Here is a 15,386-nt window from a genome sequence, read left to right on the forward strand (position 1 = left end):
TCTCCGGAAAAGAGGGAACTCTTAACACTTAACTCTTAACTGGAAGAAGTAATTGATAATTTCTTATGGGAGAATTGATTCTATTTTTAATTTTCGGATATGTCTATTTTAATAATTTTTAGGAACTAGGCAAAATATTTACCGAAAAATTTTGGTTTAAAGCCTCCCCTTTTAAGGGGATAATAAATAAAAATTCTCTTTTGAGTCAATCCTCTCCTTGAAAAGAAGAGGTAATTATTAATTATTAATTATTCATTATTAATTGTTGAAAGGACTTACGCATCAACCGGGTTTATGAAAAAAAATCGTGGGTTTAACAACAATAATCACGGCGATAAACCCGGTTTATTGGTTGGTTTATTTAAGTCCTGATTTAGTTAGAAAGTAGCTATATTATGGGTGCTTTGCAAACCAGGTTAAAATATAATTTTTGCCAAATTATCAATTCTTTCATTCACCGAAAACATCAGAAAATTCCATCAACCCTCCTTGACTACGCACAACATCAGAAACTTCTGAATACATATTTCCCACTATTCCATAATGTTGAGTAAATAATTGATGACATCCCACAATAACTAACAATTCCTGAGCGCGAGAAAAAGCAACGTTTACCCGTTCTGGTTTCTTAGCAAATCCTACTTTTCCTTCCAGATTATTTCTCACCATACTCACAATAATTACTTGTCTTTCCATTCCTTGAAATCTATCAACTGTTCCGGTTCTAATATGTAGGGATGGAAAATTTTCGGGATTAATTCTTGACTCTATTAGTCGCAACTGGGCATTATAAAATGTGATAATTCCTAATTCTTTTCTTGGCAAACCATCGGCAATTTTTACAGACCAGGATTTTTCCATTTCACCACATAATTTTTCAATCACATCAACTTCTTTTTCATTAAAAGGTGAAGTTCCTTCTTTTTGTTCGATAAAACTTTCTAACTGTGGCATTTTTACCCAGATAATATGTCGATTTTCTTGAATAATTTTACCTCCTAAATTATGGGCGCGTTGTTGGTCTGGTTCGAGAAGACCGCATTGTAAACGATGCTGATAAAATTGATTAATTGCTCCCATAATATTCGGGTGCATTCGATATTGAATGGTTAACATTTGTTTGATTTTTTCTGTTGCTGTCTCGAAGTGAGTTTTGAATAGTGACTCTTCTAAAAAAGAGAGTTCTTCTTTGGCGATTTTCAGCTCTTCAGCAATTTCTTCAATGGTATTATCATTGAGCATTGGTGGTAATTGGCGATGGTCTCCTACTAATACTAATTTTTTGCCTTTTAATGCGGGAATTAATATTTCTGGGGGAGTACATTTACTAACTTCATCAATTATTACTACGTCGAAACTATTAAATTCTTCGGCAAAGTTACGACTGGCAGCTTGGACGCAGGTAATACCAATAACATTGGCATTATCGAGGTAAATTTTTCTCAGATCGTTACTATCTTTTTCTGAGGGTTTTTTGAGTTTTTCTATCCAATCTTGGATAAATTTTTGGTTACGGTTTAATTGGGTTTGTTCTGTCTCTAATTCTTGTTGCCAATTTTGCAGTTGCAGTTTGATTTTTTGTAAAAGTTCTATGGCAAATATTTCTGTTTCAGGAACGGTGGGTTTGAGGTTTTCTGGAATTTTTTGCCATGCTAATTTCCACCAATTTCTCTCGGCAATTAAGGTTTTGGCTGGAGGTTGTTGTAATGCTTGTTGAATTTGATTAATTTCTGTTTGGCAGGATTGTAGTTGTTCGGCAAATTTATCGGATTTTTCTTGGATAGGATTTAGTTTTTCTTGGAGAATATTTTGAATTTCTGCAAGGAGGGTAAAAGGTTTTAGTAGAGGGACGATATTCTCAAGTTGCTTAAGGTGATTTTCCCAGGCATTTACTTTTTCTGTAAAATTCGATTTATCGTTTAATACTTGTAATGGTTGCCAGTCAAGATACTGTTTGACTAAATTTATAATTTCTGGGTTAACCCCTACCTGATGATTTATGTCTTGTAATGTCTGGAGAAATTCTTGATATTTTTGCTCAAGGTTTTGCCGGGAATCTTTTCCTTTTTTCTCGACTATTTCTAGTTCTTGTCTGTAGTTTTCCAGTAGTTGAATATTTGACTCTGACTGTTCCTGATTTTTCTGGATTTGTTTGAGATTTTTTTGTTTTGCCGGGAGTAAAAATTCACGGGAGTTATGGAGAATTTTATTGAAGATTTTATCTATAATTTCTGCGAAAGTATTTGAAAGATTATCTGGTTCCCAAGCCAAACTATATTTCTGCTGATTTTCATGGAAAAACTGTTGGATTTTTTCAACTAAATTTTGTCGTTGTTGTTGGCTAATTTGCGGATAATTTGCAAATTGTTTAGCAAATTCTTGCCAGTTTTGATAATCTCTTTCTGACAAAACTATGGGTGGTTGACTCAGAGTAATCTGCAAAAATTCATCAAAGCGATATTCTTTACCTTGGATATTTTGAAAATTACGATTTGACTCTGCGTTTAATGCTTTTTCTAGTCTTTCCCAATCTGGCAAATTATTAATAGGTTGACCATAGTCTGGCAAAAGTTGTAGTTTTCTTGCACTAGCAAGTTTAGTTAAACTTTCTGGTAATCGAATTAAATCTAATTGGAAAGCTTCACCGCTATCCCAACATTTTTTCAATTCCTCAAATATCCGCTCTTTACCAACTTTTATCCAGACACCGACTTCCCCAACAACTAAATCTATTTGACTTTTTTGTGATTCTAATTCTTCTAGCTTTTTTTGTAGATTTTCCGAGACTACCTGTTGTTGCTGAAGCTCTTTTTTGAGCTGCTCAAACTTACTATGACTCTGTTGATAAATCTGTCGCAAATTTTCACTTTCCGACATTGCCATAACTGCCTTTTTTGCCACAGCTAATCCACTCTGAAATTCTGGCAATGAAACAGCTAAATTTTCCTGAAACCAACCTGCTAAACCAAAAGCTCCTAATTGCGGAATTTCCCAACCAATATTTTTGGCAATATTCCGACTTAAACGCACATTCTCTACTAAATCTTTGACCGATTTTTCCTCCTCACAATAAGGTTCTAAACGAGGTAAAAAATTTTTAACTTCCTCATCTTCCCAATTAACATTAGGTGCAGAATTCAACAAACCATCTAATCCCAATACCAGAAAATTTAATTCCTTACTGTCAGTTTCTAATTGCAAAACTTCTCTTTCTAATTCTGTCCGACTTGCCTCCAAAATAGTGTAGCGATCGCTCAATTCTTTCTGCTGATTTACCCATATTTCTTCCAACTTAAAATAAGCATTAAACCTCTCAGACTCGATCGATAAATTCCGTAAAATTTCCACCCGTTGCAGTCGCTCCCGCAAATCTTTTTCGCAGTCATTAGCAGTATTTTTTAACCAAGTCTCGATCACTCGCTCCTCCAAAAACGGCTCCCCCTCTTCTTGCACTTTTTCCGCTTTTCCCTTACGCACAGCACGAATCACCGGGTTATGCACCAATCGACTCAAAGCATTATCAACAGCCAAATTTGCCTGAGACGCAATCAAAGTCCGCCCCCCGCGCAAAGCAACCTGATAACAAATTTCAGCAATAACAGTAGTTTTGCCAGTGCCAGGGGGACCTTGAATCAAAGCCAAATCTGGAACTGCCAAAACCCTTTCCACAGCAGCAATTTGATTAGCATTGGCAGCAGGCAATAATAAATCTTGAGGTTGCAGTTTCACTCCCTTTTTAGGAACTCGCGCACAGGTAGCATCAAAGAAAAATTCCCCCAAATATGGATTCTGACAGCGCCCACTTTGTAAATCTTCCAGCGCTCTGCGTTTCCGTTGCACCTGAGCAATATCCCCAAAAGCAACAAAAAATAGAAACCCTGTAGACGGTATTTTATAACTCCCACGAGCAACACTTTCCAAAATTTCACTATCCAACATGATCCGCACTTGACTCTTTTCCCAGTCAATAGCAGCGATCGCTCCCAACTTTTGCCCCTCTCTCCCATCCCTACCTTCTGGAGAAGAGTTAAAAAGCTGAATATCTTGATTTTTTGCCTCGAAAAGTCGTCGTCGTAACTCAAGATCGTCAATAGCAGTTTCCGCTGCACCATCAATAGTTGCCGAAGAAATATCAATTTCAAAAGTCACCTTTCTCCGGGAACTGCCATAGTTGTGACTGAGAAACGCTACACAAAATTGACGTTTTTCTGCCAGACGTTGCTCTACTTCCACAAAAGTCGTCCAAATCGGAAGTTGATCCTCTGTAGGTAAGCGATCGCCAAAAAAAGGCATTTTCCCCATAGAGCGCACTGCTCCCAACGGTATCCCCCGTCGGAACTGATGTTGTGGCAATAAACGAATTTGCAAAGCAAGACAAAACTCATCTTTTTCTGCTTTTTGAGAAATTAACTGCACCGATAATAATTTTAAAACTCTCTCCCCATCAACATTAACCGCTCCCCTAAGTTTCAAAGTTTTTTCCCACTCCCCATCCTCTGTGTCAGTCGCCATAGTTAGTTCCCAAATTTCCTCCCCCTCTTCTTTTCCCGGTGCTTGACGTCGCACATAATATAAATGAGCATCTCCATCCAAGATTTCAGACATCAATGCTTCTGCTTTAGCGCGACGTTGGCGAAATTCTGGATATTTCTTCAGAGCAACCTCACCCAACTGAGCGCGAACAAATTTATCCACGGCACTCCCCAAAAACCGATAACCCCAATCTTGAGAATTCAAAACTTTAGCAGGCAAAACCTGTGTTTTCGTTTCCAAAACTGGAGTTGCCGGAAGTGGGGAAATCATTTTGGCAGCAACCTCTAATTCCCGTCTCCCATCTGCTGCCAACAGAGAAATTAAACCAGATAAATTTGTACCAACAGGAATATCGGCAGTATTCAACACAACCTCTAAATTTTGTCGCCCCGGTGAGAGATAACTGGAGCGCACCTGCAACCATTTTAAATTGCACAAAACCTCACAAACCGCACCCAGTTGTAACTCCCATCCACGTTCCACGAGTCGATTTATTTCCACTTCCCCAAAGTCGAGAACTGTCGGAATATCCCAACTTGCTCCTTCCCATTCGACGTTTTCGGCAATGCCATTTAATTTGATCTGGTTCAAAATGGGATTAGTATTAGGTTCGGCAAATATGGCAACTTCGCCTTTGTCACCACCGACTGTCCGCTCCACTGTCAGGTTTTCCAGTCGCACTCCGGGAACTGTAATTTTTAATGGTGGTTCCGTTGCAGCAAAAATTATAGTATCGGTGCCACTACCACGAATGGTAATTGATTTATCAATAGTAAAAGGCGCTTTGTAATCTCCTGGTTGGAGGTTGAGTTCGTCTCCATCTTTTACCATTTCGAGTAATTGGAGAAAATTGGAAGGATCGGTTTGGTATATTGTCATTATTATAGTGCGAGCATCTTGCTCGCCAGAAATATTAAACATTGTATCAGGAAATCATAATTTTTCTCTACAAGATATAGCATTTCCCAGCTTAGTGAGGTACAGTTCTGGAGATCCCCCCTAACCCCCCTTGAGAAGGGGGGAACTAGAAGTCCCCCTTTTTAAGCTATCCATTACTCACAACTCTTGAAACCCTTGTGGGAGGGTGGGGAAGAGGGGGAGGAGGGAGAGGAACAATTCTGTGTAAAATTATCAAAAAAATGTATTTTTCAACAGACTTTTCTCCCAAAAAAGCCTTTGATTCGCTTGCACATAACTTATCTATAATGCCCAAGTTTTATGTTAAGAAAGATGTGAGTAAGGCATAGCTTTTTAAGGGGGATTTAGGGGGATCGTTGATGTACCTCACGTTTACTGAAAACCGCTATACTGATTTTTGTACTATTTTAGTTCAATGCTTAGGATTTAATCATAATTTTTGACAAATTTTTGATATTCTGGAGAATTTAATCCCTGTTGTAAAATTGCTAATACTTTAGCTAAATTTCCTGCAATTAAAGCTTCTTTTTCTAACCATAAACCAGGGAAATATTCACTACAAATAATACCTGTTTCATTGGATTTAAGTTTAATATATTTTCCATTTTTTAGCCTAAACCAATCAATTTCTCCATCATAAATCCGCCAAACTAAATATTCTTGTACTTTATTATTTTGATAGGTTTTTAATTTTTGATGTAAATCAATAGACGCACTGCTAGCTGCAATTTCTACAATTAATTCTGGCGCACCTTCTACATAGCCATCTTCACTAATTGTCGATTGCCCATCAACATCAATTCTGAGTAAAACATCAGGTTGAGGTTCATTTTCTGCATCAAGACGTACTGTACAATTATCTCCTAGTTGTAGATTAGGAGTAAAGGCTTTATAGAAACCAAGCCATGTTATAATTGAAGCATGAGGTTCTCCATGTCGATCAATTCTTAAAGGTGATGCCTTATGAACAATTCCTGCAATTAGTTCAGCTTTTTTGATATGAGGCATTTGTTCATAACGCCTTTCAAATTCAATACAATTAAGTTTATCGCCGTTTTCCAGAGGTGGAATTTTTGTTGATATTAAAGTGCTTTGAGACATAGAAATTTTTGAAAGTTAGAAGTTCAAGTTTTTAGTTATTTCAGTAGCGGACTTACTTTTTTACTTTTCCTTTGTAATTTAGTTTTTGTCGGGTATACACCACCGTAATATTTTTACATAAATTACCGTGGGGTATACACCACCGTAATGATTCTTAACAGTACCTTTTAAAAATTACTATTGACATTTTTTTGGTACTCCACAAAATGCAGATTCTCTCATTCGTGCATCCGTGGCAAAATCCTTGTCTTGCCCTGACTTCCGCTCACACGGATTATGCCACGGATAGCTCACACGGATTATGACACGGATAGCTCACACGGATTATGACACGGATAGCTAATATGGATTATGCCACGGATAGCTCACACGGATTATGCCACGGATAGCTCACACGGATTATGCCACGGATACACGGATTAAGGGGAAAAGAGGTAAAGGCTCACACCGATTATGCCACGGATAGCTCACACCGATTATGCCACGGATACACGGATTCAGAGGAAAAGAATAGAGGGGAAGAATTCTAGGAACGAAAGACAGAAACGACTGAAACCACCGAGACAATCCGAAAACCCACAACGTAGTTGTGGAAGCCCGGATTGACGTCGTTACGCCAGGCACAACGGCAATACAAAGAACTGGCGTACCAGCAACCGCCACGGAGCAGTCTTCGATCGCTATCACCTCCAGTTTCCCAAGCACTTCCATCTGTAGGCGCTCCATTATAGTTACTATGCCAAACATCCTGACACCATTCCCAGACATTGCCGTGCATATCGTACAAACCAAAACTATTAGGTGGAAAAATTCCCACATCTGTTGTTTCTTTTCGATGTATTCCTTTCGGTTCATCAGCATAAGTAAACGTACCATTATAGTTAACTAACTCAGACGTTATAGTTTCCCCAAAATAAAATGGCGTTGTTGTTCCGGCTCGACAAGCATATTCCCACTGACTCTCACTGGGTAAACTATACTTTTTACCCGTTATTTCTGAGAGTTTCTGACAAAACTCTGTCGCGTCGTTCCAACTTACATTTTCTACAGGGCGGTTTGCACCCTTAAACTCAGAAGGATTATTTCCCATAACTGCTTCCCACTGCGCTTGAGTAACTGGGTACTTTCCCATGAAAAATTCTGGCACATCTACATAATGTTGCGGACTTTCCGTATCTCTTCTTCCTACTTCCGTCTCTGGAGACCCCATAAAAAATCTACCTCCAGGAATTTTTACCATTTCTAGGGAGACTCCATCACCGAGGTTTTCTGTCATTACTTCTGCTTTACCTTCAGAGCGACTTATTATTTCTCCTCTGCGATTAACTGTGACGGTAGTAAATGTCTGAATGGGAAATTTGGGTTGTAGTAGCTTGAATTTATCCCACAAATATTTAGTTACCATTGCTGCGACAAACCCACCCCCTGCCAAACCTCCCAATATCAATATCTGTCTTCTGGTTTTATCAAATTTTGAAGTTTTAGGTAATGCTTGTAATGCTTGTGTCGCATTTTCATAACGGTCTCGAAAATATTCCTGCACCATCCTATCTAATATATCTGCCAGACGGTTACTCACCTCTGCCTCGTTCCGCCAGATAACATTTCCCGTCTTCGAGTCTGTTGGTAAGTTTCTCGGTTCTTTCCCAGTCAGCGCCTTTATTCCTACCATTCCCACTGCATAGATATCGCTACTCAGCTTAGGTTTGCCGTTACTTTGTTCGCTTGGCATATATCCAGGTGTTCCGACTGCTACAGTTAAAGTTGTTGCACCTTGTTGGTTGATAGTCAATACATTTATTTCTTTTACTGCCCCAAAATCTATCAACACTACTTTGCCATCAGACTTCCGACGCATCAAATTTTCTGGTTTGATGTCTCGGTGAATAATATTACTTTGATGAGCTACTACTAATACTTCTAAAATTCCTTTCAATAAAGCAATAGTGTCAGACTCACTCAATTTTTTCCCTGGCGTCAGTTCTTTACTAATATCTTCCCCTTCTATATATTCTTGCACCAAGTAAAATTCCGTTCCTTCCTGGAAATGAGCAAATAACTTTGGTATTTGATCCGACTCTTCGCCTAATTCATCTAACGCCTCCGCTTCTCTCTCAAACAACCTTTGAGCAATAGGCAAAACTGCCGGATCTGGGATTTTAGGTTTAAGGTGTTTAACTACACATTTGCGCTTTCTTGGTACATCCAAATCTTGAGCTAAATAGGTATCCCCAAACGCTCCACTTCCGAGGAGCTTGATAATTTGGTAACGTTGTCTGAGAACTGTTCCAGGTTGCATAATTTTTTCAAGGGTTAGAGAGCAGGAAGCAGGGAGAAAGACTTGAAGCTTTCTTTACAATACATTGAGGCTTTGTTTTCAACAATGAATAATGAATAATGAATAATGAATAATTACCTCTTCTTTTCAAGGAGAGGATTGACTCGAAGGAAAATTTTTATTTCTTATCCCCTATCCAAGGGGAGGCTTTAAACCAAAATTTTTCGGTAATAGCCATAGAACATCCGTTCCGCTTTTCGGTTGTCAGAGCCGACATGAAAGGTGAACCTAGTGGCAGTTATATCACCCTCTTTCTTTCTATTATTTTATTGGCCAATAGTTAAATCGCTCAAAGCTTTTACAGGTATAAGTTTCAGCCTTTTTTTTATCAACCTTTGATCTTTGATTTATTTATTGGCCAATAGTTAAATTGCTCAAAGCCTTTACAGGCATAAGTTTCAGCCTTTTTTTTATCAACCTTTGATCTTTGATTTATTTATTGGACAATAGTTGTAGAAGTATGAAGTACATATGCATGCAGCAAAGTGCGGTAGCTATATTTTTTCATACAACAAAGCCATACATTGATTTTATTTTTTATTACTGGAGATATCTATTAGTTATCAAACTTCCCCCTAGCAGGAACATAAGGTTTTTTGGGCTTCATTTATTTAAGTATATATGAGCGCACCTTCTCCATTATGAGTATAATACCATGTCAAATTTTCTTGTCAATCCCTCCCCTTTCAGTTATCAGTTATCAGCTCTTGTCGTAGCGTGTCTAGCTTGAAAAACCTAACCCCCCAACCCCCTTCCCTTGTAAGGAAGGGCTTTTAAAGAGAGGATTTTTAACTCTTAATCTTCAAAAAAAACTAAAATTGTGGCAAAATAAAATTGTGGCAAGGAATTCCAAATAAACACTGTCAAGAAAAAAATGTTAACTCAGTCTCCAAATCAAATAAGAATATACCAAAGGCTACAAATAAATTTAGAAGAATTAACCAAATTTTGTCAGGCTAATTTAATATCTGAATTAGCTGTTTTTGGTTCAATCTTAAGAGATGACTTTTCCTCTGAAAGTGATCTTGATTTGCTAATTAGTTATTTACCTTCTGCCTCAAGAGGACTATTAGAAAAAATAGAACTTAAAGAAAAGTTTGAAAAGTTATTTAATCGACCTGTGGATTTGATTAGTAAAACCAGCATGGAAAAAAGTAAAAATTGGCTGAAACTTCAAGAAAGTCTGAGTTTAGCAGAGGTAATTTATCATGCGTGATTTAGCAGTTTTAATAGATATCTATCAAGCTATAATTTTAATCTTTAGGTATAGTGAAAATGTTAGCTATTTTTTGAATTAAAAATTAAAAATTCAAAGTTCAAAAATTTTGGTTCTAAGTGAATTTAAATAATTGTTTAATTAAGGATTCAAGCCTCGTTCTTGTTTAACGAAAAAATCAAAAATATTTTCCTGATTTCAAGCCTCTGACTTTAGGCAGAGGTTATAATGAGCGAATTAATAATTTTGAATTTTGAATTGATTTGACACTATTTAAAAAATTACTAAAATAATTTACTTTTGGAGAAGATAGAAAAATGAAACTTAAGGAATACTTACAAGAAAAGCGAGAGGAAATATTAGCTTTAGCTGCTAAACATGGAGCATTTAATGTCAGGGTTTTTGGGTCAGTAGCTAGGGGAGAAGAGACATAAAATAGTGACATAGATTTTTTGATTGATTATGATTTGTCTAAGATTTATCCTTGGTTTCCTGTGGGGTTAATAGAGGATTTAGAACAGCTTTTAAATAGAAAATTCGATGTAGTTTCTACTAAATCTTTGCATTATTTTATCAAGGAAAATATCTTAAAAGAGGCGATTAAGTTATGAAGGAAAAGAGAGTTTATTATCAGTTATCAGTTATCAGCTATTAGCTATTGCCTTGAGTTTTAGATAAAAGCTTTAAAAAAGACTATTGAATCTATTTCTGATAATTTTTGGAATAGTTAATTTAACTATTAAATAAATAATCCTATGATTTTTTTCTGAATCTAAGCGATATAGCTGCCGCTAGGCTCCGCCAACGCGACAGCGGAAGGTCGTTCTATCGCTTCTATTAGGCCATCTAATCATCGGTGTATCCGTGGCAAAATCCGTGTCTTGCCCTGACTTCGAGGAGATTGGGTGATGGGAAAATGGCATACATACAATGGGTAAGGGCGAATGGCCATTCGCCCCTACAATGATGATTATTCAGGTAATATAATTAAAAATAACTATTAAAATTAAAGGTGAAATAATTATGCTTGAATGGTTGGCTACTACTACATTTTTCTCATTACTTTGGTTTCTCTTTAAAGAAGTTTTTGCCATATTGCTTAAAGATACCCTTGAAGACTATGTTAAAGATTTTTTTAAGCAATGTATTACTGATTTTACAGGTGAGATTAGCGATCGCCAAAAAAGGTCTTTAACAAAAGCTATGAAGGAAGCTCTTCAAGAATTTTCTGGGTTAGTAGAGCAAGAATTAAAGCTTGCTGAATTAGAGCAAAGTCAAATTGAGAAATATAATCGGCATTTAAAACTATTTCTGGAAAATGAGTCGGTTTTGGAAATTATGGGGAGTCCGTTTAATAAAGATATTAAGGTTTTAGATACTCCTCAATTGGTAAAAATTTGGCACCAAAGAAATCCAGATTTACCAGATTTACCAGAAAATTTTGACTGGGAAGAAATCGCTAAAAATTATCTCAAAAAAGTTCAAATTATTAGGATAAATTCTGATGAATTACGGAAAATATTAGATTCAAAAAATTTTGATAAACTAGCAAATCTCAACTCTGATATTAAATTAGATTTTAATCTCAAAAAACATCAAGAGGGAATCCGAGAACAATATGGCAATGTCAAATTAGAAAGTTTAGATACGAGTGGTTATGGTTACGATAGATTGAAATTATGGAAAATATTTATTCCTCAAAATGTCCGGGAATCTCAAGAGTTTTTGCCTCAAGTACATGAAATTCCTAAAGAATATCGGCAGCGGTTAAAGGAGACTGGAGACCTTGAGGAAGATTTTTCTTCAGAACAATTGGAAGCACTCCGGCGCAGATATTTTGAACAACAAATTCGCTCAGTTTTAGACTTAGTAGAAGATAAAAATTATAAATATTTAGTTATTCTGGGAGACCCTGGTTCTGGCAAGTCTACTTTATTACAATATATCGCTTTGCAATGGGCAGAGTTACTGCCGAAATATTTGCCTTTATACCCAATTCCTTTATTAATTGAATTGCGGACTTATGTGCGTAATTATGATGCGAATAAGTGTAATGATTTTCTAGATTTTCTGGAAAAAGGTCGTGGAGTTGTTTGTCGTTTACCTAAACCTGAACTTGATGCAAAATTACAAAATGGTGATGCTATTGTGATGTTTGATGGGTTAGATGAAGTTTTCGATCCGGCTAAACGAGAGGAGGTAATTACTGATATTCATCGGTTTACTAATGACTATAAAAATGTCCGGGTTATTGTTACTTCGCGGGTGATTGGTTATAAGCCTCAAAAACTTCGGGATGCTGAGTTTTATCATTTTATGTTGCAAGATTTAGAGGAGGAACAAGTTGAAAAGTTTATTCAAAATTGGCATAAGTTTACTTATCAGGATGAGGCAGAAAGGAAGAGGAAAAGGGAACGATTAAAACAGGCAATTAAGGATTATCGAGCTATTGAAGAATTGGCAGGAAATCCCCTTTTACTAACTATGATGGCTATCTTGAATCGTCATCAACAATTGCCGAGAGATAGGGCGGAACTTTATAATCAAGCTTCGCGGGTTTTATTACAGCAATGGGATATGGAACGAGCCTTGCTTGATGTAAAAATTGACCCGATAACTATTGACTATAAAGATAAGCAGGCAATTTTGCGTCGGGTGGCTTTTTTTATGCAGGAAAATGAGGCTGGTTTAGCTGGTAATTTGATTGCTGAAAAGGATTTAAGAGAGATTATTTCGGAATATCTGAAAAGTATAGATATTAATGATGCGAGACCGATGGCTAAGGCGTTGATTGAACAGTTGCGGACTCGGAATTTTATTTTGTGTTTTGTTGGGGCTGAATATTATGCTTTTGTGCATCGAACTTTTTTGGAATTTTTCTGTGCTTGGAGTTTTGTTTGGCAGTTTAAGGAAACACAAAGTCTGGAAATAGATGGGTTAATAAATGATGTTTTTGGTAAGCATTGGCGGGATGAAAAATGGCATGAGGTTTTGCGGTTAATTGTGGGGATGATTGATGCTACGTTTGTGGGAGATATTATTAGTTATTTGATGGAGCAAGAGGGGGAAGAGGAAAAGTTTGCTAATTTATTTTTGGCGGGTAAGTGTTTGTCTGAAGTTAGGAGTCGTCAGAGTCTTGGTGATGTGGAGGAGCGGTTATTAAATAGGTTAAAAGATTTGACTGGGTATGATCTTGGTTATTATTATGAACCTGATAGCGATGAGGCAAAGCGAGTTCATGAAATTCGTACTCAAGCTGTGGAAGTGGTGGCTACAACCTGGAGGGATGAAAACTCAACTTATATTTGGCTCAAACAAAGGGTTGTGTCTGATGATGATAAGTATGTGCGACGTGAAGCGGTGCGACAAATTGCTACTGGTTGGAGACACGAACCCGGAATTTTAGATTTACTTAAACAAATAGTAGTGTCTGATGATAGCTCGTATGTGCGACAGGAAGCAGTGGAACAAATTGCGACTGGTTGGAAACATGAACCCGGAATTTTAGAACTACTCAAACAATGGGTTGTTTCTGATGGTAGTTGGTATGTGCGACGTGAAGCAGTACGACAAATTGCGACTGGTTGGAAACACGAACCCGGAATTTTAGAACTACTCAAACAATGGGTTGTTTCTGATGAAAATTGGGATGTACGAGGTGAAGCGGTGCGACAAATTGCGACTGGTTGGAAACACGAACCCGGAATTTTAGAACTACTCAAACAATCGGTTGCGTCTGATGATGACTCGGATGTGCGACTTGAAGCGGTACAACAAATTGCGACTGGTTGGAAACACGAACCCGGAATTTTAGATTTACTCAAACAATGGGTTGTTTTTGATGAGAATTGGGATGTGCGACAGGAAGCGGTACGACAAATTGCGACTGGTTGGAAACATGAACCCGGAATTTTAGAACTACTCAAACAATCGGTTGCGTCTGATGGTAGTTGGTATGTGCGACGTGAAGCGATGCGACGAATTGCGACTGGTTGGAAACACGAACCCGGAATTTTTGAATTACTCAAGCAGTGGGTTGTTTCTCATAAGAATTGGGATGTGCGACAGGAAGCGGTGGAACAAATTGCGACTGCTTGGAAACACGAACCCGGAATTTTAGAACTACTCAAACAATCGGTTGCGTCTGATGATAGTCCGAGTGTGCGACAGGAAGCGGTGGAACAAATTGCGACTGGTTGGAAACACGAACCCGGAATTTTAGAACTACTCAAACAATGGGTTGCGTCTGATGATAATTCGGATGTGCGACTTGAAGCAGTACGACAAATTGTTACTGGTTGGAAACACGAACCCAGAATTTTAGATTTACTCAAACAATGGGCTGTGTCTGATGACAATTCAGATGTGCGACAGGAAGCGGTGCGACAAATTGCGACTGGTTGGAAACACGAACCCGGAATTTTTGAATTGTTTTATCACGTCGCCCTCAACGATCCCTTTCAAGCTGAAATTTTGCTTCTAGATAACCCTCGAAAAATAGCACTAGAAGCAATACTCGAACAATATCCAGACCATCCGCAAACCCTGCAACTATTACAAGACAGAGCAGCAAACGACCCAGACAAACAACTGCGAGAGTCGGCAAAAAGGAAATTGCAGCGATTAGAAAATACCTAACCCCCCTACCCCCTTCCCTGCTAGCGTTGGGGGAGTTTCCCCCCTCTCCTCGCAGGAGAGGGGTTGGGGGAGAGGTCTTCTTGAGTAGACAAACAACTGCGGGAGTGGGCAAAAAAGAAATTGCAGCGCTCACACGGATTATGGCACGTATATACGGATTAATCTGACTACTAATATCTCGATCGACCTCTCCAAAACGTTGATTAATCAAAGACATTATAATAAAATGGAAAAGATTTATGGAATTAGTCAAGAAAAACTCAATGGGTAAAATAACCACAACTCTAGTCATCACTAACCGTGCAGACCAAGCAGCTGCTTATCGAAATTTTATTTCTGCTGAAGAAGTACGTTCTATTGTTATTAAAGATGCTCTGGTAGATACAGGAGCTACAACTCTCTGCTTACCACCAGAAGCGATCGCTCAATTAGGATTAGAAGTTCTCAAAGAAGTAGATGTAATGACTGCTACTGGTATTAGTAAAGCACGCATTTTTCAAGATGCCAAAATTTCTCTACTAGGACGGGAAGGAACTTTTGAATGTTTAGAACTTCCTGGAGGTAGCGATCCTTTATTAGGAGTATTGCCACTAGAAGCATTAAGTATTGAACTTGATTTGCAAAATCAACAATTAAAAGTCT

General features: G+C 37.7%; 6 protein-coding genes and 1 pseudogene. 4 read left to right on the top strand and 3 right to left on the bottom strand.

Annotation, left to right across the window (positions count from 1 at the left end; translation table 11 throughout):
• Positions 1-450: 450 nt before the first annotated feature.
• The 3 genes from F6K40_RS32590 to F6K40_RS32600 form a co-directional block, all read right to left on the bottom strand.
• A complete protein-coding gene (locus F6K40_RS32590) occupies positions 451-5,412 on the bottom strand; it encodes an AAA domain-containing protein (protein ID WP_293142122.1) in 4,962 nt (1,653 codons plus the stop codon).
• Between the two features lie 465 nt (positions 5,413-5,877).
• Positions 5,878-6,552: a Uma2 family endonuclease gene (locus F6K40_RS32595; RefSeq protein ID WP_293142124.1), complete on the bottom strand. Its 675-nt coding sequence runs from the start codon at positions 6,550-6,552 to the stop codon at positions 5,878-5,880.
• 526 nt (positions 6,553-7,078) lie between these two features.
• Positions 7,079-8,851 (bottom strand): bifunctional serine/threonine-protein kinase/formylglycine-generating enzyme family protein, encoded by a 1,773-nt coding sequence (locus F6K40_RS32600; protein WP_293142125.1) that lies wholly within the window; start codon positions 8,849-8,851, stop codon positions 7,079-7,081.
• Between the two features lie 913 nt (positions 8,852-9,764).
• Here F6K40_RS32600 and F6K40_RS32605 point away from each other — a divergent pair.
• The 4 genes and pseudogenes from F6K40_RS32605 to F6K40_RS32620 form a co-directional block, all read left to right on the top strand.
• Complete coding sequence (locus F6K40_RS32605; RefSeq protein ID WP_293142127.1) at positions 9,765-10,106, top strand: nucleotidyltransferase family protein; 342 nt, start codon at positions 9,765-9,767, stop codon at positions 10,104-10,106.
• Between the two features lie 317 nt (positions 10,107-10,423).
• Positions 10,424-10,717: pseudogene (locus F6K40_RS32610) on the top strand (nucleotidyltransferase family protein).
• A 412-nt stretch (positions 10,718-11,129) separates the two neighbouring features.
• Positions 11,130-14,744 (top strand): HEAT repeat domain-containing protein, encoded by a 3,615-nt coding sequence (locus F6K40_RS32615; protein WP_293142129.1) that lies wholly within the window; start codon positions 11,130-11,132, stop codon positions 14,742-14,744.
• Between the two features lie 239 nt (positions 14,745-14,983).
• On the top strand, positions 14,984-15,386 hold a 403-nt coding region (locus F6K40_RS32620; RefSeq protein ID WP_293142131.1), incomplete at its 3' end, for an aspartyl protease family protein.

The organism is Okeania sp. SIO3I5 (genome assembly GCF_010672085.1).
Lineage (GTDB): Bacteria > Cyanobacteriota > Cyanobacteriia > Cyanobacteriales > Microcoleaceae > Trichodesmium.

Bases quoted from the DNA above. Each gene is read 5' to 3' on its own strand.
- F6K40_RS32595 (WP_293142124.1), bottom strand. From the start codon at position 6,552: ATGTCTCAAAGCACTTTAATATCAACAAAAATTCCACCTCTGGAAAAC.
- F6K40_RS32605 (WP_293142127.1), top strand. From the start codon at position 9,765: ATGTTAACTCAGTCTCCAAATCAAATAAGAATATACCAAAGGCTACAA.
- F6K40_RS32615 (WP_293142129.1), top strand. From the start codon at position 11,130: ATGCTTGAATGGTTGGCTACTACTACATTTTTCTCATTACTTTGGTTT.
- F6K40_RS32600 (WP_293142125.1), bottom strand. From the start codon at position 8,851: ATGCAACCTGGAACAGTTCTCAGACAACGTTACCAAATTATCAAGCTC.
- F6K40_RS32590 (WP_293142122.1), bottom strand. From the start codon at position 5,412: ATGACAATATACCAAACCGATCCTTCCAATTTTCTCCAATTACTCGAA.